Origin of the sequence: Marinobacter sp., from assembly GCF_040882185.1 — a bacterium.
Lineage (GTDB): Bacteria > Pseudomonadota > Gammaproteobacteria > Pseudomonadales > Oleiphilaceae > Marinobacter.
The window spans coordinates 485,754-512,186 of the sequence record NZ_JBBEBW010000002.1 but is presented as its reverse complement, the minus strand read 5'-3'; the positions used below and the strand labels follow the sequence as shown (position 1 = coordinate 512,186).

The window sequence follows — 26,433 nt, the reverse complement described above, 5'->3', positions numbered from 1 at the left end:
CGTGACTCACGCTTAGACCTCTGCAGTTAGCACTCGAAATTGGGCGCGTATTATCCAATTTAATGCCCACAATCGCAAATTAAGCGCCCGCCATGACACGGCCACATTCGGTCGCTAGAATGAGCAACCTGATTTCAACCCCAGCCACCCGAATGCCGGTCCAGGAGCTCATTGCCGCCCATGCCTCAAGACACTCTTAAAGGTAATATCAAAGGTAATACCAAGGGCAATCTGACGAGTGCTGCCCAGAAAGACGCCCGCGCCATCCCGGCGAGCCCCATGCAGCCTGTGCTGCTGGCGCCGCCATTTCCGGCCAAGGCAGCGGATCATCGCATCTGGAGCAATCTGTACGGCAGCAGCGAGGCACTGGTCATCTGTGAGAGCGCCCGCCAGCATCAGGGGCTCACGCTGGTTATCACTCGCAGTACCGATGAAGCCATTCGGCTTGAACAGGCCATGCGATTCTTTCTGGGGCTCTCGTTTGATGAGGATCAACCAGCGATCACACCCGATGGCCTCGAACTGCTTTCGTTGCCGGACTGGGAAACTCTCCCCTACGACATGTTTTCGCCCCACCAGGACATCAGCTCAAGACGAATACGCACCCTGCATCGATTGCCGAGAACGACGCACGGTGTGCTGGTGGTGCCAGCCCGCACACTGATGCACAGACTACCACCGGTAGATTACCTGCAAGGCAACACTTTGTTGCTGGAAATAGGTCAGACCCTGAATATTGACAGCTGGCGCCTGCAGCTTGAGTCCGCCGGCTACCGCCATGCGGACAATGTCTACGAACACGGGGAGTATGCTGTCCGGGGTGCGATACTGGATATTTTCCCCATGGGCGCTTCAATGCCTTACCGAATTGATCTGTTCGATGACGAAATCGAGACCCTGCGTACCTTTGATCCGGAAACCCAACGCTCCATTGACCGCATAGAACGGATTGAACTGCTACCCGCCAATGAATTTCCCTGGCATAAGGAAGCCCGCTCCGGCTTTCGCAATCGCTGGTTCGAGCACTTCCCGAATGCAGACAAAGACGCGCCGATCTATCAGGATGTCTCCCATGGCATCACACCTCCCGGGGTGGAATACTACCTGCCGCTGTTCTTTGACCATACAGCGACCCTGTTCGACTACCTACCCGGCGAGACCCAGCTGTTTACTGAGCCAGAGCTCGACACCGCAATTGATCAGTTCCAGGCTGACACTGCTAACCGCTACGAGGATCGGCGCCATGACCGCTTCAGACCGATTCTCGCGCCCGGCCAGCTGTTTCTCTTAAAAGAAGAGCTTTTCGGTCTTCTGAAGCATTTTCCCCGGGTGACGCCCTGCAAACAGGCCCCGGATGCGGCTGGCGCACGAGAGATTCCGTGCAAGGTGGCTGCTCTACCAGATGTCTCCATGGATGGCCGAGCAAGCGATCCTGCGGGCCGCCTGCGCAGCTTTATCAGTCAATTCACCGGACGGGTGCTGATATGCGCCGAATCTTCCGGCCGTCGTGAGGCCCTGATCGAAAGCCTGCAGGAAAATCGGCTCCAGGTCCGGACGGTTGACGATTGGCAGGCCTTCCGGGATACCCCGGACTGTGCACTCGGAATCACTATCGCACCTATGGAGGAAGGGCTGCTGCTTACCGAACACAGTCTCGCGCTGATCACCGAGACCGCGCTATTCGGGGAGCGGGTTCTGCAGCGCCGCCGCCGGGACAAACCGACTGAACTGAATGATTCCGGTTACCGGGACCTGTCAGAACTGCGCCTCGGTGCCCCGGTTGTGCATATTGATCACGGCGTCGGGCGCTATCGCGGCCTTGAGACCATTACCGTCGAGGGCGAGGCTGCCGAATTTCTGATGCTCGAATACGCCAGCGGCTCGAAACTGTACGTTCCAGTCTCCAGCCTGCATCTGATTTCCCGTTATGCCGGCAGCGACACGGAACATGCCCCACTACATAAGCTTGGCACTGAGCGCTGGAGTCAATCAAAACAGAAAGCGCTGGAGAAAATTCGCGATACCGCCGCCGAGCTACTGGATGTCTACGCCCGCCGTGATGCCCGTGAGGGCTTTCAATTCGACAATCCGGAGGAAGCCTATCGAGCCTTTGCCGCGGGCTTCCCGTTCGAGGAAACCCCCGACCAGCAAGCAGCCATCGAAGCCGTCATCGACGATATGATCGGCGAGCGCCCAATGGACCGCCTGGTTTGTGGCGATGTCGGGTTTGGCAAGACCGAGGTCGCCATGCGAGCAGCCTTTATTGCTACCTTTTCTGGTAAACAGGTTGCCGTTCTGGTACCCACCACATTGTTGGCTCAACAGCACTATGAGTCTTTCCGGGACCGCTTTTCAGACACCGCGGTCACGGTGGAACTATTAAGTCGTTTCCGTAGCCCCGCTCAGACGAAAACAGCACTGGGACGCATCCACGAAGGCAAGGCGGATATTGTGATCGGCACCCACAAGCTGATTCAAGGTGATGTTTCGTTCAAGAATCTCGGACTTGTTATTATCGATGAAGAGCATCGCTTCGGGGTTCAGCAGAAAGAAAAATTCAAGGCCTTGCGAGCTGAAGTGGACCTGCTCACCTTAACGGCAACACCGATTCCGAGAACCCTGAATATGGCGATGGGGCATCTGCGGGATCTGTCGATCATTGCCACTCCCCCAGCCCGTCGATTGTCCGTCAAGACATTTGTACGACAGCGGGAAGAGCCCATGGTGAAAGAGGCCATCCTCCGGGAGATTCTCCGGGGCGGGCAGGTGTATTTTCTACACAACGAGGTGAACACGATACAGAAAACCGCCGAAGATCTTCGCCGACTCATTCCAGAGGCCCGAATCGGGGTCGCCCATGGCCAGATGCGGGAGCGCGAACTGGAACAGATCATGTCGGACTTCTACCACAAACGCTTCAACGTGCTGGTCTGTACCACCATCATCGAAACCGGCATCGACATTCCCAGCGCCAATACGATCATCATTGAGCGCGCGGACAAATTTGGCCTGGCACAGTTGCATCAGCTCCGTGGCCGAGTCGGGCGTTCCCACCATCAGGCCTACGCTTACCTGCTTACCCCGCCACCGAAAACGATTACCTCCGATGCCAAAAAGCGTCTAGAGGCAATTTCAGAGGCCCAGGACTTAGGAGCCGGCTTTATGCTGGCCACCCATGATTTGGAAATACGAGGCGCGGGGGAACTGCTGGGCGAGGAGCAAAGCGGGCAGATTGAAAGCATTGGCTTTACACTCTATATGCAGTTGCTGGATGAGGCCGTGGCCGCCATCCGCGAGGGCAGAACGCCGAACGCTGAACTGCCGCTAAGTCATGGCACCGAAATCAACCTGCGTATTCCTGCGCTCATCCCTGATGATTATCTGCCCGATGTCCATAACCGCCTGATGCTCTACAAACGCATTGCGAGTGTCGACTCCAAAGACGCATTAAAAGAACTTCAGGTAGAAATGATTGATCGCTTTGGGCTGTTGCCAGTGCCAGCCAAGAATATGATGCGCCAGGCCGAACTGCGGTTGCAGGCAGAAAGTCTCGGCATCACGAAAATAGACGCCGGGAAAGAGTGGGCACGGCTGGAATTCGGCAGCGCCACACCGGTAGACCCGCTGATACTGGTTAAAAAAGTGCAACAAGCACCAGATCAATATCGACTTGAGGGTGCAAACAGCTTCAGGTTCCGGCTGAAGGATACGTCTACCGATGGTAAACTCGACGGCGTTGCAAACATGCTGGGGCAACTGGCGCCAAACTGACATGCCAGCCCGCGTATATCGAAAATACCGCCATAGCGTTGCTGGCTTCCAGCACACAGGGCGCCTTATATTTGGAGAACACCTTTGCGATTCTTCGGCTTACTGAACCCCAGTCAGATCCTCAGCGCCCTTCTGGCCGTCTTGTTGATCTCGGCTCCGGCCTTTGCACAAGACAATAACGCCTATCGGGCGGAAATCGTGCTACTCGAACGCAAGACTGCCAACGATTCGATTGAAGAGCAGATGGCAAGCCGCCACCCGCCGGTTGCAGACGCTGAAATGCAGCTCTGGGTGGTTGGTCAGGACGGCCAACGCCGGAGTGACCTGAAACTGGTACCCAGAAGCCAGCTGTCCCTGAATAATGCTGCTCAACGCCTGGAGCAAAGCGGTCGTTACCGTGTCTTGGCAAGCGCCGGTTGGTATGAATCCTTCCCGCCGGATTACCAGGGCGAGCCTATGCGAATTGAAGTCGGCGACTGGCTTGAAGAAGCCGGCCATCGGGAAATTGAAGGCACCATCCAAATTGAACGGGTGCGCTTTCTTCACGTGTCTGCAGAGCTGAACCATTGGCAGCCTGACCCTGAGGATCTTACGCAAGCGCAGCCCGGACAGCAGGCCAACGGTAATCAGGCGGCCGACAACGCCTCGCCAGACACTGCTCCCGCTAACGCCCCAGATACAACAGGGTTAGGCAGTATTCCGCGAGTTGGCGGAGTGCTGGAAAACGATGCGGTAGCGGCCAATATAATGCCAAAAGAGACTCGCAAGGAGTTGGTCACCTGGATTCGCGAAACGCGACGGATGCGCAGTGAGGAAATTCACTTTATGGATTCCCCGACCCTTGGCGTTTTGATCCTCTTTAAAAAGATTGAAAATGACGAGAGCTCTAGTGCGCCAGTGAACTGACTGTCCGGCCAAGAACTGCTTTAACTCCGGCCATGCCCTGATCAATGGCCGCCTCAATCTCTGCCATCGTGATGATGTGGGCAGATTTGCCAGCGGCCCAGTTCACCACCAGCCCCAGACAGCCGTAGCTCATATTTAGCTCAGCCGCCAAAGCCGCCTCCGGCATACCGGTCATACCAACGATATCGCAGCCATCCCGCTCGAGTCTCAGGACTTCTGCAGCGGTTTCCAGCCTGGGCCCCTGGGTTGCAGCGTAGACGCCAACATCGGAATGGGCCAGGCCCAGCGCTCTGGCGGCCTCAATAAGCGCGCGACGGACCACGTCGGTATAGGGAAAAGTAAAATCTATGTGGGTAACGCCCTCGGCCCCTGCTTCAAAAAAAGTATGCCCTCGTCCCCAGGTGTAATCGATAAGCTGATCGGGGATTACAATATGCGCTGGCACCATACCCGGATGGATGCCTCCCACCGCATTGACCCCAATAACAGTGTTTACGCCAGCTTGCTGGAGCGCCCACATATTTGCCCGATAATTGACCTGGTGGGGCGGGATGCTGTGTGGATGTCCGTGCCTGGCCAGAAACACCACCGGTTGACCCTGAAGGCTCCCGAGCACCAGCGGCGCTGAAGGCATACCCCAGGGCGTCTCAATAACCTTCTCGTCGTTGATTTCCAGCCCTGCCAGGGTAGTCAGCCCAGTACCGCCGATAATACCAACGAGCCTACCTTTTGATGAGGTTTCAATAGCCATTAATCTGCCTCTCCGGCACCGTGTTCACTGTGAACGGACGCTGACGAATCCGTTACAGATGGAGTCTCTTCAGGGGCAGCTCGCGCCTCCTCCTGGTCTTCGGACTGATCGCCTTCTGTACCTGCCCGGCCTGCGTTCTTCGATGCTACCCGCACACCATCGGGTAAATGCAGAGTCCGGGTCGGGAAGGCCACCTCTGCATCAAAGCCTTCTATGATGTCACTGATCTTGAGCAGTACATCCTGTTTCACTTTATGAAACTCGACCCAGTTTGTGGTTTTGGTAAAGGTGTAAACCATGATGTCCAACGATGACGTATTGAAACTGAGGAAGTTGACGATCAGAGTCTGATCGGTATCAATGTCCTCATGAGATTCCAGCATTTCACGGATATCATCCACAATGGTTGCCATCTGACTGACATCGGCATACCGGATACCAATGGTCTCTGATATCCGGCGATTGGTCATCCGAGAAGGATTCTCGACAGCAACATTGGTGAAGATTGAGTTCGGTATGTACAGTGGCCGTTTGTCAAAGGTTCGCACGGTCGTAATCCGCCAGCCAATTTGCTCGACAGTACCCTCGATGTTCCGGTCCGGTGAGCGAACCCAATCTCCTACCTTGAAAGGCCGGTCCATGTGAATCACAAAACCGCCGAAAAAGTTGGCGAGTAGATCCTTGGCGGCAAAACCGATGGCTATACCGCCCATACCACCCAGAGCGAGCAAACCGGAAATACTGTAGCCAAGGGATTGCATCGCGATCAGCGCCGCAGTAACCAGCACCACAGCCCGAATAAGCTTGCTGATGGCGTTAACCGTAGTGTAGTCCATCGGCTTTTTCATCTTGACCGGCGACGCCAGGATCTTTTCGGCCTCTTTGACCACGCCCAGCAGGGTCCATACCATCAGCCAGATGAAACCAAACTCAAGCACCTTGTTATTGTAGGAGAACACTTCCGCTTCGGAATACCCGTATGCAATTTCGGCAGCCCAGAACACGCCCTGAAGCCAGACAAACGCAATGGCAGGTTTACGCACCGCGTGCAGAAAGGCATCGTCCCAGAGGTTGGTGGTGCCCCGGCATTTTTTCTCCAGCCGGAAAATCACCCTGCTCGCAATGAACGCGACTAACGCCGTCATCAGCACCAGGGCAAAGATACCGATACCAGCTCGCATGCCCTCTGACAAAACGCTCCAGTTAGAAATCCACTCTGTCAGCAATGCCGGTAATTGGTCGTTCATTGGCGTCCTCAGATCTTAATTAGACTGGCGGGTCAGGCGGCGTCGAAGCGGCTGGCAACGATATTCACCGGCACACCGGTAGTCACTCGGTCGAACAGATCGAGCACATCCGTGTTTCGCATGCGGATGCAACCATGTGATCTTGGCTCCCCCATGGGTTCGGTATCCGGGGTCCCGTGGATGTAGATAAAACGGCGGAAGCTGTCGACACCGTCACCCCGATTACGCCCAGTCTCCCGGCCACACAACCAGAGCACGCGGGTCAATATCCAGTCACGTTGGGGGTGCCGGCGAGCAAGGTCAGCAGAGTAAACCTCACCGGTCGGACGTCGCGCCACGAAGACAGTACCCATAGGCAAACCGGAGCCAATGCAGGCGCGGATATAATGCTTGCCAAGGGGCGTACAGCCGGAATCCTGACGTTCGCCAGGGCCTTTTTGCGCTGACGAAACAGGGTAAACAAGAGGCGTTGCCTCAGACGCTTGAAATAATTGCAGTGTCTGCGCTTCAAGGTCTACTTCAATACAGGGGAAATACGCGGCGTCGGTTAGCATGACTGCAGCTCTCGTTGCGTGACCGGTGTTGTGCGAACAAGAGCGTAACTGACCGGCGGAATTCAGGCAACCGAGGGTTTGCTAACAGCCACTTGCATTGGGTCGGTGGCCTGCATACCGGCCGCCAGGAAAGGCACCAAACGAGCAACAATTTCCTGCACGGTGGTCTCAACACCCAATTTGTTCTGGAGAATATCCCTCAACGCATCACTACTGGACATCGTGAACGCCGTGGCCCCGAGCATGAACTGAATACGCCAGTAACGCTCCACCGCTGTAAGCTGCGGCGTCGCCTCTTTTAACAATCGCATAAAACGACCGAACGGGTGACTGTATTCCTGCTCCAGAAACTTGCGCAGATGCCCTTGGGACTGTGTGTACGCCAGCCCCAGCAGCCTCATAAAGATAGAAATTCCACGGTCATTTCGCTGGGGCATGCACACGGCGCTTTCTGTCAAAGCGCGCAGAGTCTGGTCCAGGGTGGGCGGCTTACCATTGCAGCGCCGCTCAAGATCATCAAACGCCTGCTCCAGGGTTTGTGAAAACGGAGTCAGAAAACGCGCAAACACTGCATGTATCAGGGCGTTTTTGGAGCCAAAGTGGTAGTTCACTGCCGCCAGATTGACACTGGCCTTGCTGGTAATCATGCGAAGTGAGGTCTCGGAAAATCCCCGTTCGGCGAACAACACTTCCGCTGCGTCGAGAATACGATCAACCGTATCGGATTGCGCCATCTGAACTACCATCCAAGTTGCCAAACACCTGTTTGAAACATACGTTTGACCGGTAGTAATGTCAAGAATGATGCTTACTGATGCCCTATTTAAATGCAGCGTCCGAATATGTGCAATCCGCAAAAAGTCTCAGGTTCGGCTTTAATCTCGGACATCGGAAGCCCCGGCGACTGATTGCCATCCTCTGTCAATCGCACCTTGGTGCCCTTCAAAATACGCATGCTGCAGACGATCGTAAGCCTTCTCGGCCTCAAGCAGGTAAATCAGGTAAAGGCGCATATGCTCGCGTTTGACCAGCGAGCGGGCCAGAACGCGCTGCTCAGACAACCGCACCAGGCCACTGAAGCGAATGGATTTAAGCGGGGAATTAAACTCGGCCATCTGGGCACATTGCCATAACAGCCCCACCTCGCCCTCAAGGTGCATCACATGCTTACGGGCATCTTTCATCAGGCTCTGGCGACGTATCAGCAACTCCAGATAGGAAGGTCGAGAGGCGTAAAGTCGCCGCACGGTCGGAATACCCGCGATGACGATCAAGACAAAAATGCCAAAACCGCCCCCTGCAATCCATGCGGGCACAAATCCGGTCATACCACTTAAAAAAACCAGTGCGGCCAGGGTGGCGCAAAATAACCAGATGTCCCGGCGGCGACGAGCCTCCACCAAGGTAAAGTTATCGGGCCAGTCCTGCATCGCGAGCACTGAGAAGTCCAGCAACAGAACCCTTTCACATTGCTTCAGCAGACGACGTAGATGGCGCTGACGGGTCTCAGCCATAACTTTCTCGGAGAGAACATCCGTTATTGGCTCTACACTATCAGAGTCGAGATCGGCCGCCCGACTCTCATTTTCCGACTCGTCAATGACTTCATGGGTATCGGTCGAAGGCAATGCACCGGAAATTTCGGCTAGCGGAGCCGGATCGGCCCGCCGCCCAGGACGCAGTTGGGGCTCTCTTTCCGAGGTAAGGGTTTGGCTGGTTTGGCTGTCGTTGCCTTGCGCCATGTTTTGGTCCAAGTGCGTGTCGTATCCCGGAAACCAAAAATGATCAAATTTGGCGCCCACTATTAGGTAGTGTATCGCCCGTTAACAGTTTTTCTTGAACTCAATCTATCGACCAACTTGGCACCTGCAGGTGCGAGGGTTATTCTTGAGCCGTCGAATTGCCGTCAGATCACTTTTGATCGTTTTGGTCGCTTTAAAATCACTACGACTCAGTTCGGATCAAAAAGCTTTGGTAGCACATCATCAACCGAGGAGTAAGCATGTTTACAGGCATCGTCCAGGGCATAGCACACGTCGAGTCGCTGGAAGCCCGCCCGGGCCTGACCACCTTTCACGTGAGATTTCCGCCAGAACACCTGGACAATATTACAATTGGTGCCTCGGTAGCACTCAATGGCACCTGCCTGACGGTAACCGGCCAGACTAACGATTGTCTGAGCTTCGATGCGATGCAAGAAACTCTGCGACTAACGACATTGGGCGACCTTCAGACCGGCAGCGCGATTAATTTCGAGCGGGCCGCCCGCATTGGAGACGAGATCGGTGGGCACCTTTTATCCGGCCACATTCATACCACAGCGACTGTGGAGGCGATTGAGCTGCCGGAAAATAACTGCGTGCTTTACTTACGAGTGCCTTTGCCCTGGATGCGGTACATCTTCCCCAAAGGCTATATCGCCATCAACGGCGCCAGTCTGACTATCGGCGAAGTCACTGATGACACCTTTAACATCTACCTGATTCCAGAAACCCTGCGGGCTACCACGTTCTCCGATGTCCAGGTCGGCGACCGGATTAATATCGAAATCGACAGTCAGACTCAAACCATTGTCGATACGCTGGCCCGTATGGGTTACGACCAGCGAAAAGCCTGAAACGCGGCCATTAACACCACGAATTTCGGGTTCGCATCCAGTTGGGTAACCACCGGAAAGAAGCGCCGCAGGCTGCGGTGGTAACCCAAATGCCGGTTGCCGACTATCAGCAGCTTACCTCCCGGCTTCAGGTGCCGGCTGGCCTGGCCAAATAGCCGCAACGCAATATGATCACCAACAACGCCACCCTCGTGGAACGGCGGATTGAACAGGATCAGGTCAAAAAGCCCGGCCTCCGCTGGAATGCCGTCAGTAAAATGCAGCTGCGTATTATGACCAAACGAATTTTCTGCAATTATTCGGGCCACGCTGGCAGCCGCCTGACTCGACACATCGGTAAAGGTCAGGTCGACGCCAGGCTTTGTTTCCAGCGCCGCAAAACCAAGAACACCGTTACCGCAAGCGAGATCGAGTACCCGGGCACCCTCGGGAAGTTCAGCGACATGCTCAGAGACATGGGACAACAGCAGGCGGGTGCCGATATCAAGGCGATCCCGGGCGAAGACCGCTGGCAACGACTCAACGACAAGGTCACAGTCCGGCAACGTGTAGCCGCGCCAAAGGTCAGGCCAACCTTCAAGGCCGCAACTACCCGGTCGACAACTCACTATTCGTGATTTTTTCCTGGCTGGATATACCTGTTCTGTATTAACCAGACCATTAAATACCTCTGCACTTCGAGCAGGCAAATGCTTGACCATACCCCCGGCAATCAGGATTCCTTGTGGACTCAAAGCCGAATTGAGCCAGCGCAGAATATAGGTCAGGTATGCCACTTGCCGGGGAATGCGCATGACAGCCAGATCGTATTCACCTTGCGGAGGGTTCAGCCAGCTGAACAGATTGACCGTTGGCAACTGGTTAGCAGCCGCATTCTCGGTAATGGCGGCGTGCGCAACAGCACTGTCAGCCAACACATCGGGCCTGTATTCCCCAAGCGCCAGGGTGAGCGCCCCAAAATTGTCGTCGATCACCAATACGCGCTGACCATCACGCACAGCGGACGTGGCGACCGAAATCAACTGCTCATCCGCCGAATCCCAGGGTTTCAGCTGACGGTCTGGCGCACCCGGACGACCCAGTTTCAGGGCCCTTCCGAATAGTTCAAGCTCGTTCGTTTTCACATCAGTAAACCCGTGAAGACAGTGCTTTTCAGAGAATGTCGCCATTCTAGGCTGAATATTCTAGAAATTAACTCTATCGTGCGTGACAGATGGCGGCGATTGAGCGAATCGGTTCGTGAACTCGCCTTGCCAGCAAGGATTGATTTCAGGTTGTGCTTGCCAGGTTGGTAGCATGACGTTCTTTGCCCCTGACCCCAGGGGCTTTTTTTTATTCAGAAAATTATCGACGATGTTACACACAGTGCACCGCTCAATGACGATGGGCGCTATAAACCGAAAAACGGGGGGTTTTAACCAGCACCCGGCAATTGCCGATGTATTGTTTAATTAAACGCGGATAAGGTAAAAAACCATTGGCGACCAAACGCAGTTCGCCGCCAGGATTCAAATGTCGTGCTGCTTGCTTGAGAAAGTTTTCGGTCATTGAGGTGTCGGTAGCGACACCGGAATGAAAAGGCGGATTGGTTATAATCGTCCGGTAGCGAGCCGTAACAGCGTCGAGGCCATCAGACGGCAAAATATTCCCGGAGGACTTCGCCCGGTCATAAGTCAGACCAGCACAGGTTACCGCCTGGGCCTGCACATCGACACCGTCAACCGCGACGCCCCAGCGCTTTTGCATCCAGGCGCCGATTACCCCTGCCCCACAGGCAAAATCCAGCACCGGCCCACTCGGCGCGACGGTATCCAGCGAGGCCAACAACAATGCTGTTCCCTCATCCAGTCGTCCATCACTGAATATACCGGGCAAACCAGCAACTTCCAGGGAAACGCCCGCAGCTTCAATCGTGTGCCAGCCAACCCATGCAGCCTCACTGAAGTCTGTATCATGCTGCTCCGGTTTACCCAGCCAGACCTGACAATGGCGCGCACTATCCACCTTCTCCGAGTCCGGCGCTACAAGTTTTAGCTGTTTGACCGCGCCTGCAATACCCTCCCGTTTCTCGCCAATAAGCAGCAAGTGCCCTCCCGGGACTAGCAGTGAGGCTGCCAATTTCAAACGAAACGTCAGTTCTTCCCGGGCCTTCGGCAGAAACACGACTGCGGTGTTGCAAGGCTCCGGTACCTCACCTTTGGCCGGAGCGCCAAATACACTCACCCAACCGGTGACCTGCTGCAACCGCTCAAAAGCGCCAAAATGTTCGGTTATTGCCAGCCCGCCAGCAGGCCAATGGTTTAACAGGGCCGCATCGCGAACCCCTACTAGCGCCAGACGACCGTGTACGAGGTGGCGATTACGGAGTAAAGCCTCCTGAACGTTGTTTAATGAGGACATCCGCTGGCGCTATCCCTTTGTCAGGCCAGCTCGCACTGGTCGCGCGATCAATTCGGCGAGCGCAGCTTCCTGTACCGGCTGGCGCTCTGCTTCGCTGGTGATACACAGGCCGAAATCACGCAACAGGCCATCAGCAACATCGTATACCCAGCCATGCACTGAGAGTGGCTGGCCCCTTGCCCAAGCCTCCTGAACGATAGTGTTCTGACACACATGCCCAACCTGTTCAACCACATTCAACTCACATAAACGGTCAGCCCTATCACTGTCAGACGGCAGCGCATTCAGCACACTGGCATGTTTGTCGCGCACATCCTGCACGTGACGCAGCCAGTTGCTGAGCAATCCAAAACCGCTGTTTGTGAGGGCGGCTTTAACACCGCCACAGCCATAATGCCCGACCACTATAATGTGCTTTACCTTGAGCACATCGACCGCAAACTGCAAAACCGACAGGCAATTGAAGTCTGTGTGCACCACCACGTTGGCCACGTTCCGGTGAACAAATAATTCCCCCGGCAACAAATCAACAATTTGGTTGGCTGGCACCCTGCTATCCGCACAGCCAATCCAGAGATATTCGGGAGACTGTTGATTGGAAAGACGTTTAAAAAAGTCGGGGTCCTGCTGTTTGATACCCGCAGCCCAATTTTCATTTTTCTCAAGCAGATGCTTCAGTACTCGCATAGGACAGATACCTGAAATAGAAAAAGACTGGAAAAGCCGACAGTATTATACCGGCCTGAAAAAAATATCGCCCGCCCGATTCCTGATCTCCGGGCGGGCACAGTCATCTCATGTTGCGAATCACTGCAATACGGGCTCAGGCAGAATCAACGGGTTATGAAGCGTGCTCTGAGCCAGATCCAAAAGTTCGCGAAGTGCTACTGAGAACATGGCGTATTCCGGCTCGCGAACTCCACGAAGCTCTGACAACATTGATTTCCAGCGTAGAATCATCGGCTCGTACTGATCCATCCAGCTCTCGACGCAGGCGTCTACATCGCTTGTGTTATCTGCGAGTTTGAGCACCCCCGAGGTCAAGGCGCGCTGTTGCCAATCGAGATCTTCCCGGAAACTCTCCCGTGCCAGTGCTTGCCAGTGGGAGTTGGGTGTCAGCTTGGCGATGGCATTCGCAAACCAGTTTAGTTCCAGCCGCTCACCCAAAGTGTAGTAAAGGTTCGCAACCGTCTTCAGCGGCATTCCCGTGGCTTCATGGGCTTCAATGATACCCAGCGCCGAGTACAGATACGAGGTTCCTGAAACCACCGCAGCGAGATCATCAGGCACGTTTTTCTCGCGCATATCGTCGTAATGCTTCTGCCACTCGGCCTCAGCCTGAGCGCCAAGATAATCCGGAAGATTGGCGGTGATACGGCCAATACTGTCCACGAAACGATCCATATGGGACTGAACATTGAGCTCACTGCGGCGATTCCGCAGCAACCATCGCACCGCCCGTCGTACCAGCCTCATCAAATCATTCATTAACTGGATTTGCAGTTGCGCCGGTACCTTGTAATCAAGTGCCTCGATTTTCTCCCACCAGACGTCCAGCCGGAATACCTCCCTCGCGATGATCCACGCCAGGGCAATGGCAGGGGACGAGGCCCCGGTCGACTGGGACAGGCGTTCCACAAAGGTAATACCCATGTGATTGACCATGTCATTGGCAACCTGGGTAGCAATGATTTCGCGACGCAACTGATGGTCATTCAACTCAGCAGCAAACTTCTTGTTCAGTGCCTCGGGAAATACCTTGTGAATCTCTCCTGCAAGACTTGGATCATCAGGCAGGTCGCTGGCGATCAGGACCTGTTTCAGATCGCCTTTCACGTAAGAGATCAGGACGGACAATTCCGGTCGTGTGAGCCCCTGTTTTTTCAGCTTACGCTCGGCCAATATTTCCTCGTCAGGCAGGAATTCCAGTTGCCGATTAAGCTTGCCCTCGTTTTCAAAGGTATTCATCAAGCGCCGGTACTCTTCGATGCGAGTAGCGGCATCAACACTGGCGATACTGATGGCCTGGGTCTGACGGTAATTGTTCTCGAGTACGAGCTCGGACACATCGTCCGTCATTTGCTCCAGCATAATATTGCGCTGCTTTTCAGTGAGATCCCCGGAAGCCACCACCCGATTAAGCAGAATTTTCATATTGACTTCGTGATCAGAGCAATCAACCCCGCCAGCGTTATCGATGAAGTCCGTATTCAGGCGCCCACCAGCCAGCGCGTAGTCAATGCGACCGAGCTGGGTAATCCCGAGGTTCGCCCCTTCCCCGAGCACCCTGCAGCGCAGATCCTTGCCGTCAATACGCAAGCCGTCGTTGGCCTTGTCCCCGACATCCCCGTGGGACTCGCTGGAAGCTTTGACATAGGTTCCGATACCTCCAAACCACATCAGGTCCGCCTGGGACTTGAGGATATGGGAAATCAGCATATTCGGAGGCACTCGGTCGGACTTGATGCCCAATAATTTTTTCATCTCCGCACTGACCGGGATTGACTTGGCACTGCGGCTGAAAACGCCACCACCAGCAGAGATCAGGTCACTGTTGTAGTCCGACCATGAAGAACGCGGTAAATCAAACATCCGCTGCCTTTCAGCAAAGCTTTTGGCCGGGTCCGGTGTCGGGTCGATGAAGATGTGCAAATGGTTGAACGCCGCCACCAGGCGCGCTTTGTCGGAGCGCAGTAAGCCATTACCGAAGACGTCACCAGCCATATCGCCGACGCCAATCACCGAGAATTCATCCTTGGCCGGGTTGATGCCCAACTCACGGAAGTGCCGCTCCACCGACACCCAAGCACCTTTCGCGGTGATACCCATCTTTTTGTGGTCATACCCGTTGCTGCCGCCGGAGGCGAATGCATCCCCCATCCAGAAGCCGTACTCGGCGGATAGCCCGTTGGCGATGTCGGAGAAAGTCGCCGTGCCCTTGTCGGCCGCCACTACCAGATAATGATCATCGTCGTCGTGACGAACCACACTCTCTGGTGGCTTGATCAATCCCTCCACCAGATTATCGGTGATATCCAGCAAGCCGCAGATAAAGGTCTTATAAGCGGCAATACCCTCCTTCTGGAAAGCTTCACGGTCGGAGCCATCAGGCAGCCGCTTGGCCACGAAACCGCCCTTTGCCCCAACCGGAACAATAACCGCATTCTTGACCTGCTGGGCCTTGACCAGACCGAGGATCTCCGTGCGATAGTCTTCGAAACGATCTGACCATCTCAGACCGCCCCTGGCGACCCGACCACCACGCAAGTGCACACCTTCCACCCGCGGTGAGTAGACAAATATTTCAAACATCGGTTTGGGAAGCGGCATTTCCGGGATACTGGCCGGATCAAACTTGAGACTGATATAGGGCTTCGCCTCGCCCTTGATATCCGGCTGATAATAGTTGGTTCGCAGGGTTGCCTGCATCAATTCCAGATAAAGCCGCAATACCCTGTCTTCGCTGAGATTATCAACATCGTCCAGGCTGGCATTAAATTCGATTTCAAGTTTTTGCTGGGCCGCCCGGCTCTTGCCTTCGCTTCTTGCGCGGGCCGGATTGAAACGGGCCTCGAAAAAATCGAGCAGCAAACGCGCGAATGACACGTGGTTCACCAGTGTATTGGAGATAAACGTCTGGCTGTTGGAAATGCGAATCTGCCGCATATATCTGGCATAAGTACGCAAAACAGCTATTTGCCTCCAGCTCAGGTAAGAGGCCAGCACAAGCCGGTTGAAACTGTCGTTTTCCGCCTCGCCGTACCAGACCCGCTGGAACAGTTCTTCAAAGATCGGTTTGATGCGGTGAATATCGATAATCTCACCGCTGGATGCCTGCAGCGAGAAATCGTGGATCCAGACTGCTTTACCGTTTCGGTCTTTGACTTCAAATGGGTGCTCGCCAATAACGCGGAACCCGAGGTTATCGAAAATCGGCATTACATCTGACAGAGGCAGCTGCTCATCCTGATGAAATAACTTGAAGTGAAGGGTGTTTTCATCTTCTTCCAGCGCCCGATAAAAGCTCATGGCGAGCCGATCAGTACGCACTACCTCAGTGATGTGTTCCAGATCAATGGCGGCCCGCCGGGGGGAGAATATTTCCTTGTAGCTGGCCGGGAATGCGGTTTCGTACAACCGCAGAGTATCGTTGCCCCGCTCCTCGCCAAAGCTCTCATGCAGAGCCTCTTCCAATCCGTCACGCCAGGATTGGGCCAGCTCGATCACCTGCTCCTGAATTTCGGCCACCGGCAGCTGACGATTCTCGGCCTGAGGCACGCGAATAGTAAACTGCACCCGGGCCAGAACCGACTCGGAAAAGTGCGTCACAAATTCGATATCTTCTGCCGCGAGCTTGCTTACCAATACGCGCTCGACCTTCAAGCGCAGCTCGGTGTTGTAAATGTCGCGGGGGAAAAATGCCAGACACGTCACGAACTGGCCATAGACGTCTTCGCGCATGAAGAGACGAATTTTCCGGCGTTCCTGAATGTAGAGGATATCCAGGGCGGTATGGAACAGTTCTTCCGAGTCAATCTGGAACAGCTCATCCCGGGGATACACCGCCAGAATCTGATCCAGGGCCTTACCGGCATAATCGTCTTCAATAAAACCCGAACGTTCCAGCACCGCACGCACTTTTCTGCGCAACAACGGAATCTGATCCGGCCGCTCGTGATAAACCCGGGCTGTATAGAGGCCGAGGAAGCGCCGCTCGCCAACCACCTCGCCTTTTTCATTGAATTTCTTGACCGCGATGTAATCCGGATAAGCTGGCCGGTGGACCCGAGACCGCTGAGCGGACTTTGCAAAAATGAAGACTTCATCAGTGCGCGTCATTTCCTGACGTGTACGCTTGGGAAGCTCGTCCAGCCGGACCTTATCAGGCCGTTCGTTGTTGACCCGGAGAATACCCAGCTCCGAACCGGCCACCCGCCGCACCAGGATGCCCTGTTTGGCTTTCACAAAATCGTATTCGTCATAACCCAGAAAGGTAAAGTTGTTCTCTTGCAGCCAGTCCACGAACTTGAGCGCTTCGGAAACATCTTCTTCGTCGATTTTAGCCTTGGACTCATTCAGTTCTTTAACAATATCGTCGGCTTTGCCCTTCATAACGGGGAAATCTGCTACCGCTATCCGGACCTCATGAAGTACTTCCTGGAGCACTTCCTCCAGGTGTTTCAGATCCTTGTTGTCGCTGTGGCGGTCAATTTCCATCACAATCAAGGCTTCAGGCGAAGCCTTGGAGGACTTGCTATTACCAGGATACAGCTTCTTGATTTTGCCGGAGCGGTCCCGCTCAATCGGTAGAATGGAGTGGTAGATGGTGTGAGTACCGATCTCCAGATGATTAATGGCAATGCGAATCGAATCGATCAGAAACGGTATATCCGGATGGAGAATGAAGATCACGGAGTGAGTCGATTGCCAGCCGTCACTCTCCAGGTCGGCATTGAACACCGAAACCGGCGTCTCATCCGCCCGGCGCTTCTGGATAAACTGCCAGGCGGCCAGTACAGAACCATAGACATCGGAAAAGCGACGACTCAAAAGCTCGTCCAATGGAAGATGGGTAAAATGCTGAACCGCAAAATCGCTGATTTTCCTGGCTTCGGTTTTCTCGATCTTCTGGCCAAATGCTTCCGCCAGCTGCTCAAAAAACTGGTCCTTGCTGGCCACTGTCAGCGCATTCATAGTCATCCTCGATCTCTGTGAAATAATCGTAATAGTCAGGCAGGCTGGGATATTATTCCGGTCGCCGCAGGCCCTATGAGTCTTCCTTCAAGTTACATTGGCCACGCTATACGCAGGTACTTTGAGACAAGCATAGTCAAACCCTTGATTTTTGTCCCTCTGACACAAAAACTGGGTCGGAAATTACTTACAACAGAATCTCATTCAGGAGCAGTATTTACCAATGTCCCTACAGCATACGTTTGGTGAACTAAAAGCTCAGTTAGCGAAACGGATAATTGGTCAGGAAAAATTGGTTGAGCGTTTGCTGATTGCCCTGCTGGCCGACGGCCACCTGCTGGTGGAAGGCGCGCCGGGCCTTGCAAAAACCACAGCTGTCAAAGCCCTTGCCGATCATCTGGAGGGAGACTTTCATCGAATCCAATTTACCCCCGACCTGTTACCCTCTGACGTCACCGGCAGCGAGATCTACCGACCGGAAACCGGCCAGTTCGATTTCCAGAAAGGGCCGATTTTTCATAACCTGGTGTTAGCAGACGAAATCAACCGCGCACCGGCCAAAGTTCAGTCTGCCCTGCTGGAAGCCATGGGGGAGCGACAAGTCAGTGTTGGCATGCGAACCTTTCCGCTTGACCGTCTGTTCATGGTGATGGCGACCCAGAACCCGATTGAGCAGGAGGGCACCTACCCGTTACCCGAAGCCCAGCTTGACCGCTTTCTGATGCATGTAACCATCGACTACCCTTCCGCCGGCGCAGAGCGTGATATCCTTCACCTGGCCCGGAATGACTACCGGCAAGGCCAGCCCGAAGCCGCCGTCAAAGTGACTGCGGAGCAGGTGTTTGAAGCCCGGCAGGCGATCAGTGAAATTTTCATGGCAGAGCCGGTGGAAGAGTATTTACTCGCGTTGGTGTTAGCCAGCCGCGATGCCAGCAAACTGGACCCCGAACTGGGCCGCTGGATGGCGTTTGGCGCCAGCCCCCGGGGCACCATAGCGCTGGATCGCTGCGCCAGGGCCCTGGCCTGGTTGAATGGGCGCGACTTTGTCAGTCCTGATGACGTGCGAGCCATTGCCTTTGACGTGTTCCGGCATCGCTTACTGCTGACATTCGAAGCGGAAGCCGAGGGCATGACACCGGATGGGATTATCCAACGGCTTATTGATTGTGTGCCGGTATCCGCTTGAGGATGACCTGACGCCATGATCGAACCCGATGACACCGCGATCCAGATCGGACTGCCCGGATTAATCCGCCTCCAGGCTGATGCCAGAGCGCTGCGCCTACCCGGTGCCAGACCGGTCCGCACCCGCCAGGTCGGTCTACAGCGATCCCCCCAGCGGGGCCGCGGCATGGCGTTCGCCGAGGTGCGCCTGTACCAGCCCGGGGACGACATCCGAAGTATTGACTGGCGCGTCACCGCCAGGCGCCAGAGCCCACACACCAAGCTCTATGAAGAAGAGCGCGAGCGGCCCGTGCTGTTGATCTGTGACCTGGGGCCTACGCTGTTCTTCGGCAGCCAGGGGGCCTACAAGCAGGTCCGTTGCGCTCAGTTGGCAGGCATTCTTGCCTGGCTGGCACTGTCCGCCGGTGATCAGGTCGGAGGTATCGTTTTCTCGGAGCAAGGCTTTATAGTGCAGCGGCCCGCCCGCCGCAAGAAAGCGGTGCTCCAGCTGCTGGATGCCCTCGCCCGCTTTCAGCACTCGCCTTCCACCCAGGCGAGCGTTCAGAGTGAGCGGTCCCATAATCTTGATGTCGCACTTCAGGAAGCTCGTCGGGTTGCCCATACCGGAAGCCGTATCTTCGTGCTGAGTGATTTTCTGACCCTGACCGATGAAACCTCAAGATTACTGGGCGCTCTGAGTCGCCATAACAGTGTCAGCACTCTGAGAATTATCGATCCACTGGAACAAAAGCTACCCGCCAGCGGTCAATTTGCAGTAGCGGGGCCCGAGGGCCCGGTTTGGTTCAATGGCGCGGATCGACGATTTCAGGACGCATTCCGGGCCCGGGTAAAGGCCCACGAACAATCGGTTGAGCGATGTTTCAGGATGGCAGGAGTGCTTGATCAGGTCGTCAGCACAGGAGACGATCCCGCCCAGACGTTAAGACTGATCCTTGGCCCCCGTGGCCGGATCGGGTAACCGGAACAAACGATATGGAACAGGATCCTCTCAGCGCACTCAGGGACATCCACCTGCCAGACCCCGGTGGCTTCTGGCCACCGGCGCCCGGCTGGTGGGTTTTGTTTGCGCTGGTGCTCGGGCTGGCGGTCTGGGTGGTCGTGGTAGTGCGCCGCAAACACCGCCGTAATCGCTGGTTAAAGACAGCACTGGCAGAACTGACAACATTGGCCGCTCACAAACAGCCTGACCCCCGGTGGTTCAACGAATTGAATCGGCTACTGAAAAGAGCAGCCCGGGTAAAATTCCCCCAGCGACGTCCAGAGAGCCTGTCCGGGGAGGCCTGGGTGAGTTTCCTGACGGAGACGTCCCCCAGGCAGACAGCCGATGATCAAGCACGGTTTCGTTCGCTGGTGGACAGTTGCTGGCGGCCGAATCCCGAAAGCAACCCACAGCAGGCCATCTCAGCAGCAAGGCGCTGGCTCGAGGCACAACGATGCTGAACCTTGCTTATCCCTGGTTATTGCTGATTGCATTGCTTCCACTCCTCATTGGCTTTAAACGCCAGGCCAATGCCCGGGTCGAGGCGCCGGTCATACCGGTGGGGCACTGGCTTCAGGACCTGCCCGGCGTCAGCAAGTCCGGCAACGCAGTCCCCTGGTGGCAAACTCTGCTTCTGATGATGGCCTGGTTACTGCTGGTGGTGGCCCTGGCGCGCCCACAACATGTTGGGGAACCGGTTGATGTGCCCGTTACCGGCCGTGACTTGCTGCTGGCAGTGGACATTTCCCCCAGCATGGATGAGCAGGACATGGTGATTAATGGTCGCGGTATTAACCGGCTGCAAGCCGTGAAACGTGTGGTCTCAGACTTTATCGAACAACGCTCTGGTGATCGCCTGGGGCTGCTGTTGTTTGGCACGCAGCCCTACATTCAGGCGCCGCTGTCATTCGATCATAAGACTATTCAGACGTTGCTCGATGAAGCCGGTATCGGCATGGCCGGACGGGCGACAGCGATTGGTGATGCCATGGGGCTTGCGGTCAAACGACTAAGGGACCGCCCGCAACAACAACGGGTCGTGATCCTGTTAACCGACGGTGCCAACACCGCTGGAGAAGTAACCCCGGATAAAGCCACCGAAATTGCCAAAGCAGCGGGTGTCCGTTTCTACACCATTGGCATAGGTGCTGAATCCATGGTTCAAAGCGGCTTATTGGGGTCACGTCGGATCAACCCTTCCCGTGATCTTGACGAAGCCTTGCTCACCCGCATTGCCGAGCAGACCGGTGGACACTATTTCAGAGCTCGCAGCCTGCCGGAGCTGGAACTGATCTACGAAAGCATTAATCAGCTCGAAACAATCGAACTTGAAGGCCAACGCTATCGGCCCGTAAAGGAGCTTTACGTATGGCCAGCCGGGTTGGCACTCTCGCTGTGGGCAATGTTGCAGTTGCTTCGCCTGAGGGCTGGTCGTAAGGAGGTGGTGAGTGTCTGAGTTTCATTTCCTGCGCCCATTCTGGCTGCTGATACTGCTTGCTATACCACTGATTCCGGTGATTATCCGGCACGCGCGGCAGGGGCAGAACGGCTGGCTCAAAGTCATGCCGGAGGCGCTCCTGAGGCCGCTAATCAGTCAAACCGGCACGATAAAGAAGCCAGGACAGTCCCCTCTGGTGATGCTCTCCCTGGCATTGATCCTAATGGCGATTACCCTTTCCGGGCCCGCCTGGAGAGAGGCTCCGACGCCATTGCAGCAGCAGAACGACAGCCTCGTTATCGTTCTCGATCTGTCCCTTTCGATGCTCGCCACCGACGTAGAGCCTGACCGTCTGACCCTGGCCAAGCGTAAGATCCAGGATTTACTCAAAGAACGGGAAGGTGCCTTTACAGGGCTGGTAGTCTATGCAGCAGATGCCCATGTTGTGACGCCGTTGACCGATGATAACGACACCGTCCAGGGTCTTCTTGGCGTACTGGATCCTCTGATTATGCCTGCCGCGGGCAACCGCCCTGACCTCGGAATTGCGCTGGCCAAATCCCTACTCGAGCAAGGAGCGCCTGGCGCCGGTCGAATTCTGCTGATCAGTGACGATGTCCAGGCAGAGCATCAATACGCGATACGCGACACGTTGGCGGGTAGCAACTTCAATCTCAGCACTATCGTGGTAGGTACCCCCGAAGGTGGCCCCATACCGCTACCCAAGCGCGGTTTTATCCGGGATAACGGTGAGGTGGTGATCACGCAGGCTGACCCTGACGCGCTGGCTTGGGTAGCAGAGCGGACCGGGGGCAAGAGTCACCGCCTGACCTTCGACAGCCGGGATCTGCATGCCCTGGACCTCCGTGCGGTAGACAGCGACGACTGGCAGGCCAGTGAACGGGATCTCTCTGTCAGCCGCTGGCAGGACGACGGCTATTGGTTGCTCTGGTTGGCGATGCCTCTGTTTCTCGTGTGCTGGCGGCGCGGTGCTTTACTGATACTGGTGCTGGTGGTTGCCCCGATGGCTCCCAGCCCGGCAATGGCGTTTGGTTGGGATGATCTCTGGTCCCGCCCGGATCAACGGGCAGAAGCCTTAATAGAACAGGATCCCAAGCAGGCAGCCGAGCAACTTGACCCTCCTGATTGGCGAGGCAGTGCACAATATCGCGCGGGTGATTACGGATCCGCCGCCAGTACCTTCAGTAAATCTGACTCTCCTGACGCCGCCTATAACCGGGGCAATGCATTGGCCCGGGCTGGCGAACTGGAGGCAGCCATTGCTTCCTACGAGCAGATTTTGAAAACCCGGCCAGCACATGAAGATGCCAGTCACAACCTCGAACTTGTGAAGCAGTTGCTGGATCAACAGCAGCAGGAACAGCAAAATAACCAGCAACAAAGCGGAGAAAACAGCGCCAGCGAAAACTCGGAAAGCGACCAGCGAAACCCCTCTGAGGAGTCAGGAGGCCAGAGCAAACCCGACGGTGAACAACCCACCGGGGAAGGCAATGAGTCAGATCAGAGTCAACAAGGTGGAGAAACCGAGGCTGGCCAGGGAGCGGGCGAAAGCGAGGCGGAAGATAAACCCTCAGAGTCAGTTGAGCCTCAATCCGCGGCAAGCAGCGAGACCGAAAGGAATAACCCAAAAAGCGAAACTTCAGCTCCTGCAGAACTGAAGCCATCGCCCTTGTCCCAGGGCCAGGAACGCTGGCTCAGGCGCATTCCGGATGATCCGGGTGGATTATTGCGGCGCAAATTTCTGCAACAATACCGGGAACGTGATACCCAACCCAGCGAGAGTGATACTCCATGGTAGCCCGACTCATAATGGTTATAGCTCTGGTGTCGATCCTTGCAACACAGGTGATGGCACAACAGACGTTACGCGTGGAACCGGACCGCCTGAGCCTACACGAAAACGAGGCCCTGACCCTCACCGTGGTAGGTGACATGGAACTGTCTATCAACCTCGACAGCCTGTTTAACCTGGGCAGTCTGGAATTGCCAGCACCTGATATCGAGGCCCTTGAAAAAGACTTCGAGATTCTCGGGCAGAACCAGAAATACAGCGTGCGCAACATCAACGGTGATACCCACGCCGAGATCACTTGGACCTATCAACTGGCCCCCCGTCGAACCGGCGCACTGACTATTCCACCACTGAATTTTAACGACGCCCGTTCCGAGCCGATTACGATCACGGTTCAGGCAGGCAACGCGGGCGATGAAACCGGGGAACCCCGGGATGCGTTTATCGAACTGGCAGCCGACAAGGACCAGGTGTACGTTCAGGAGCAACTGGTACTCACCGTCAGGCTGTTTTTCACCGGCAACCTGATTCGCGGTGACCTGACAGAACCTGAACATCCCGACGCCATTATCGAATCCCTGGGCAAACAAAGTGAGTACAGCCGCTTCCGCGATGGCCAGCGCTACCGGGTTGTTGAACGTCGGTACGCCATCTACCCCCAAACTCCGGGATCTCTATCCATTGACCCGATCCGGTTTGAGGGACAAACCCGAAGTAATCGGGGCCAGTTGGTGTTCCTGCGTGATAGCACCCGGCTTTTCGACATTCCGGTCAGCGCACCACCGGATCAGTTCGGTGGAGATGTCTGGCTACCTGCCAGCGCGCTCACGCTGGACGAGCGCGGGCTGGATAACATTAGTGAAGTCAGCGTTGGCCAGAGCTTGACGCAAACCATCACCCTGAAAGCAGAGGGGCTACCAGCGAACGCCCTGCCACCACTGACACCGACGATTCCAGACGGCTTGCGCAGTTATCCCGAACAACCGGAAACCGAAACCACAGTCAGTAATGAGACCCTCACCGGGACCCTCACTCAAACCACGGCGCTCGTGGGCGTTCAAGCCGGCACTTATACCTTGCCAGAGGTGCGCGTGCCCTGGTGGGATACCGAGACCGACCAGGAGCGGGTCGCGGTCATTCCCGCACGCACGCTGACGGTATTACCGGCTGCCGGTAGTCAGTCAACGCCGCAGTCGCCGCCGCCGGTCAACGCTGTTGAAACCGAAGTCGCCACGCCCTCACCAGATGGCCCGGAGGCCAACCAGCGTCATTACTGGCCCTGGATTACCGCCGTGCTGGCAGTCGGATGGGCCGTTACGTTGCTGCTTTGGCGGCGACAAGGCAAGCGGACCGTCTCGGGCAAGCGCGGTGCTCAGAACTCCACTGTCGAAGCAGAGAAGGACCTCTTCGAGGCCCTTGTTCACGCCGCTGACAAAGGCCACGCAGAGACGCTGGACCTGTTGCCTCGCTGGATGACAGCACGCTATCCCGGGGAAGTATTCAGCAGTACATCGGATGTCCTGCGCAAGGCTGGCGACCCCGAACTAAAAGCCCAGGTTAACCACCTTGAAAGCCGCCTGTTCGGAGCAAGACAGCAGCACGAATCTTCACCCTGGGACGGTCGGGAACTGGTTTCCCGGCTTGCCCAACTGAGGAGACAGACGGAGACGAAAAGGCAGGGGGACGGGGACCTGCCGCCGTTTTATCCCGACGGCCTGAACCCCGGCGTCCGTTAACGCAGTTGCTTGTCAATCAACAGTTCGACGGGCTCGCCACCGGCCGTGTTCGTAACGGCCACCGGTGCGTCAAGAGCACCTTGCCAATCACCCGGGCGCGGCATGGCGGTAGCGGCAGGTGACAGCCGGGCAGCAATCACCACTTCCTCGGCATCGGATATTGTGGCTGTCGGCGTCATCGACATCGCATCGGTTAGACGCAGCTCCAGGGGTAACTCACCGGCAGTGCTTCGAGCGACCGCAAGCGGTGCCGACCGCTCACCTGGCCGCCGGGCATATATAAACAGCGTGGTATCATCCGGCACCTGACCATTGAATGCCGGACTGAGTTCGATTCGCACCGTAACCCCTCGCTCCGATACCGCTTCCGCTTCACCGACAACAGGGGCGGGCGCCTCTCGGCCGAGTCGCTGGTAAGCCTCTGCAACACCTTGCCTGATTGAGGGCAACTGTGGATGATTCGGGGCCACTTCTGCGATGCGCTCCCAGTAACCAATCGCGTCTTCGAACTGCTTTTGCTCAAAGGCATGAATGCCCAGCAAACCGAGGGCGTTAACCTCATCCGGATTGATCGCACGGGCTGCTTCAATGGCGGCTGACACGGTGGCATTCATGTCGCCCCTGCTTTCGAAAAAGCGGGCCTGAGCGGCAAGCCCGAGCGCGGTCGCAGCTTGCCCGGGAGACTCCGAGGTTTGCTCGGCAAGCCGTTCAAAGGCCCATGCGGCGTCCGGATAGCGTTCCAGACTCATGTATGTCCGCCCCAGCATGGCCCAGCCCTCCGGGTTATCAGGGCTTTCCTCGAGACGTTCCCGCAGTTGTGCGGACAGGCGATTCATTTGTCCGGCCCGGTCCTCTTCGGACGACATCTCTTTCATCGCCACCCACTGTTCGACATCGTCCATTGCGCCCCAGTGCTGGTATAGATATACCGCCAGCGCCGGGATAAGAACCACGCTGCCCAAGGCGATAATCCAGGCCCCGGTACGCCGGGAGCCTGCCTTCTCGGTAGCCGCTGCTGCTGGCTCATCTGACACATCATCCAGTAGGCTGCCTGCAAGCTCGTCCCGCAATTGACGGTAATTTTCATCATCCAGAATGCCAGCCTTGTGCTCTGCTTCCAGCTCAGCCATACGGCCTCTGTAGGCCAGCAGATTCTGGTTCCGAAGATCGGTTTCCGCGCGCGCCTGGGGCCGGTTAAAAAACAGGGGAAACAGAATAAAAGCCAAAGCCAGACCCATCAGTGCGGTCGCAGCAAGCCAGAAGGTGGTCGTCATAACACGGCGATCCCGTTGTCAATGAAGTAAGTGTCGTTCAGCAATTTCTACCGGGAGCAAAACCGGGG

At 55.9% G+C, this 26,433-nt stretch carries 19 protein-coding genes; 9 read left to right on the top strand and 10 right to left on the bottom strand.

The window, feature by feature from the left end; translation table 11 throughout:
• The first annotated feature begins 279 nt into the window (after positions 1-279).
• Together mfd and WEB64_RS03460 are read left to right on the top strand one after the other, a co-directional pair.
• The gene (gene mfd, locus WEB64_RS03465; RefSeq protein ID WP_368062251.1) at positions 280-3,771 is read left to right on the top strand and encodes a transcription-repair coupling factor; all 3,492 of its coding nucleotides are present in this window, start codon (positions 280-282) and stop codon (positions 3,769-3,771) included.
• Between the two features lie 84 nt (positions 3,772-3,855).
• Complete coding sequence (locus tag WEB64_RS03460; RefSeq protein WP_368061772.1) at positions 3,856-4,677, top strand: CsiV family protein; 822 nt, start codon at positions 3,856-3,858, stop codon at positions 4,675-4,677.
• Here WEB64_RS03460 and WEB64_RS03455 read toward each other — a convergent pair.
• From WEB64_RS03455 to WEB64_RS03435, 5 genes are all read right to left on the bottom strand, one after another.
• Entirely contained in the window at positions 4,658-5,428 is a 771-nt protein-coding gene (locus WEB64_RS03455) for an S-methyl-5'-thioinosine phosphorylase (protein WP_368061773.1), read from the bottom strand. The two genes, WEB64_RS03460 and WEB64_RS03455, sit on opposite strands and share 20 nt — an antisense overlap.
• Entirely contained in the window at positions 5,428-6,675 is a 1,248-nt protein-coding gene (locus WEB64_RS03450) for a mechanosensitive ion channel family protein (RefSeq protein ID WP_368061774.1), read from the bottom strand. The genes WEB64_RS03455 and WEB64_RS03450 overlap by 1 nt, the downstream gene beginning before the upstream one ends.
• A gap of 32 nt (positions 6,676-6,707) precedes the next feature.
• Positions 6,708-7,229 (bottom strand): L,D-transpeptidase family protein, encoded by a 522-nt coding sequence (locus WEB64_RS03445; RefSeq protein WP_368061775.1) that lies wholly within the window; start codon positions 7,227-7,229, stop codon positions 6,708-6,710.
• A gap of 62 nt (positions 7,230-7,291) precedes the next feature.
• Complete coding sequence (locus tag WEB64_RS03440; protein WP_368061776.1) at positions 7,292-7,963, bottom strand: TetR/AcrR family transcriptional regulator; 672 nt, start codon at positions 7,961-7,963, stop codon at positions 7,292-7,294.
• Positions 7,964-8,104: 141 nt separating this feature from the next.
• Positions 8,105-8,971, bottom strand: a complete 867-nt coding sequence (locus WEB64_RS03435) for a hypothetical protein (protein ID WP_368061777.1) — start codon at positions 8,969-8,971, stop codon at positions 8,105-8,107.
• A 260-nt stretch (positions 8,972-9,231) separates the two neighbouring features.
• On the opposite strand from WEB64_RS03435, the gene WEB64_RS03430 reads away from it, so the two are divergent.
• Entirely contained in the window at positions 9,232-9,846 is a 615-nt protein-coding gene (locus tag WEB64_RS03430) for a riboflavin synthase subunit alpha (RefSeq protein WP_368061778.1), read from the top strand.
• Here the strand turns inward: WEB64_RS03430 and WEB64_RS03425 are convergent.
• The 4 genes from WEB64_RS03425 to WEB64_RS03410 form a co-directional block, all read right to left on the bottom strand.
• On the bottom strand, positions 9,825-10,970 hold the full coding sequence (locus tag WEB64_RS03425) for a class I SAM-dependent methyltransferase (RefSeq protein WP_368061779.1): 1,146 nt from the start codon (positions 10,968-10,970) through the stop codon (positions 9,825-9,827). The two genes, WEB64_RS03430 and WEB64_RS03425, sit on opposite strands and share 22 nt — an antisense overlap.
• Before the next feature lie 250 nt (positions 10,971-11,220).
• Positions 11,221-12,246, bottom strand: coding sequence for a methyltransferase (locus WEB64_RS03420; protein WP_368061780.1), 1,026 nt, complete (start codon positions 12,244-12,246; stop codon positions 11,221-11,223).
• 9 nt (positions 12,247-12,255) lie between these two features.
• Positions 12,256-12,933 carry a carbonate dehydratase gene (can, locus tag WEB64_RS03415; RefSeq protein WP_368061781.1) on the bottom strand — a complete coding sequence of 226 codons (678 nt, stop codon included), beginning with the start codon at positions 12,931-12,933 and terminating at the stop codon, positions 12,256-12,258.
• Positions 12,934-13,053: 120 nt separating this feature from the next.
• Complete coding sequence (locus WEB64_RS03410) at positions 13,054-17,940, bottom strand: NAD-glutamate dehydrogenase (protein ID WP_368062252.1); 4,887 nt, start codon at positions 17,938-17,940, stop codon at positions 13,054-13,056.
• Between the two features lie 223 nt (positions 17,941-18,163).
• On the opposite strand from WEB64_RS03410, the gene WEB64_RS03405 reads away from it, so the two are divergent.
• Genes WEB64_RS03405 through WEB64_RS03380 form a run of 6 tightly spaced genes read left to right on the top strand, consistent with a single transcriptional unit; the run spans position 18,164 to position 25,091 of the window.
• Entirely contained in the window at positions 18,164-19,126 is a 963-nt protein-coding gene (locus WEB64_RS03405; RefSeq protein ID WP_368061782.1) for an AAA family ATPase, read from the top strand.
• A gap of 15 nt (positions 19,127-19,141) precedes the next feature.
• Positions 19,142-20,083: a DUF58 domain-containing protein gene (locus WEB64_RS03400; protein WP_368061783.1), complete on the top strand. Its 942-nt coding sequence runs from the start codon at positions 19,142-19,144 to the stop codon at positions 20,081-20,083.
• Positions 20,084-20,097: 14 nt separating this feature from the next.
• On the top strand, positions 20,098-20,565 hold the full coding sequence (locus WEB64_RS03395) for a DUF4381 domain-containing protein (protein WP_368061784.1): 468 nt from the start codon (positions 20,098-20,100) through the stop codon (positions 20,563-20,565).
• Positions 20,559-21,560, top strand: a complete 1,002-nt coding sequence (locus WEB64_RS03390) for a VWA domain-containing protein (RefSeq protein ID WP_368061785.1) — start codon at positions 20,559-20,561, stop codon at positions 21,558-21,560. Before WEB64_RS03395 ends, WEB64_RS03390 begins: the two co-directional genes overlap by 7 nt.
• Positions 21,553-23,361 (top strand): VWA domain-containing protein, encoded by a 1,809-nt coding sequence (locus WEB64_RS03385; RefSeq protein ID WP_368061786.1) that lies wholly within the window; start codon positions 21,553-21,555, stop codon positions 23,359-23,361. The genes WEB64_RS03390 and WEB64_RS03385 overlap by 8 nt, the downstream gene beginning before the upstream one ends.
• Positions 23,355-25,091: a BatD family protein gene (locus tag WEB64_RS03380; protein ID WP_368061787.1), complete on the top strand. Its 1,737-nt coding sequence runs from the start codon at positions 23,355-23,357 to the stop codon at positions 25,089-25,091. Before WEB64_RS03385 ends, WEB64_RS03380 begins: the two co-directional genes overlap by 7 nt.
• Here WEB64_RS03380 and ccmI read toward each other — a convergent pair.
• On the bottom strand, positions 25,088-26,365 hold the full coding sequence (gene ccmI, locus WEB64_RS03375) for a c-type cytochrome biogenesis protein CcmI (RefSeq protein ID WP_368061788.1): 1,278 nt from the start codon (positions 26,363-26,365) through the stop codon (positions 25,088-25,090). The two genes, WEB64_RS03380 and ccmI, sit on opposite strands and share 4 nt — an antisense overlap.
• Positions 26,366-26,433 lie beyond the last annotated feature (68 nt).

Coding starts and splice junctions, on each gene's coding strand:
- mfd (WP_368062251.1), top strand. CDS start 280: ATGCAGCCTGTGCTGCTGGCGCCGCCATTTCCGGCCAAGGCAGCGGAT.
- WEB64_RS03455 (WP_368061773.1), bottom strand. CDS start 5,428: ATGGCTATTGAAACCTCATCAAAAGGTAGGCTCGTTGGTATTATCGGC.
- WEB64_RS03450 (WP_368061774.1), bottom strand. CDS start 6,675: ATGAACGACCAATTACCGGCATTGCTGACAGAGTGGATTTCTAACTGG.
- WEB64_RS03445 (WP_368061775.1), bottom strand. CDS start 7,229: ATGCTAACCGACGCCGCGTATTTCCCCTGTATTGAAGTAGACCTTGAA.
- WEB64_RS03440 (WP_368061776.1), bottom strand. CDS start 7,963: ATGGCGCAATCCGATACGGTTGATCGTATTCTCGACGCAGCGGAAGTG.
- WEB64_RS03435 (WP_368061777.1), bottom strand. CDS start 8,971: ATGGCGCAAGGCAACGACAGCCAAACCAGCCAAACCCTTACCTCGGAA.
- WEB64_RS03430 (WP_368061778.1), top strand. CDS start 9,232: ATGTTTACAGGCATCGTCCAGGGCATAGCACACGTCGAGTCGCTGGAA.
- WEB64_RS03420 (WP_368061780.1), bottom strand. CDS start 12,246: ATGTCCTCATTAAACAACGTTCAGGAGGCTTTACTCCGTAATCGCCAC.
- can (WP_368061781.1), bottom strand. CDS start 12,933: ATGCGAGTACTGAAGCATCTGCTTGAGAAAAATGAAAATTGGGCTGCG.
- WEB64_RS03410 (WP_368062252.1), bottom strand. CDS start 17,940: ATGAATGCGCTGACAGTGGCCAGCAAGGACCAGTTTTTTGAGCAGCTG.
- WEB64_RS03405 (WP_368061782.1), top strand. CDS start 18,164: ATGTCCCTACAGCATACGTTTGGTGAACTAAAAGCTCAGTTAGCGAAA.
- WEB64_RS03400 (WP_368061783.1), top strand. CDS start 19,142: ATGATCGAACCCGATGACACCGCGATCCAGATCGGACTGCCCGGATTA.
- WEB64_RS03395 (WP_368061784.1), top strand. CDS start 20,098: ATGGAACAGGATCCTCTCAGCGCACTCAGGGACATCCACCTGCCAGAC.
- WEB64_RS03390 (WP_368061785.1), top strand. CDS start 20,559: ATGCTGAACCTTGCTTATCCCTGGTTATTGCTGATTGCATTGCTTCCA.
- WEB64_RS03380 (WP_368061787.1), top strand. CDS start 23,355: ATGGTAGCCCGACTCATAATGGTTATAGCTCTGGTGTCGATCCTTGCA.
- ccmI (WP_368061788.1), bottom strand. CDS start 26,365: ATGACGACCACCTTCTGGCTTGCTGCGACCGCACTGATGGGTCTGGCT.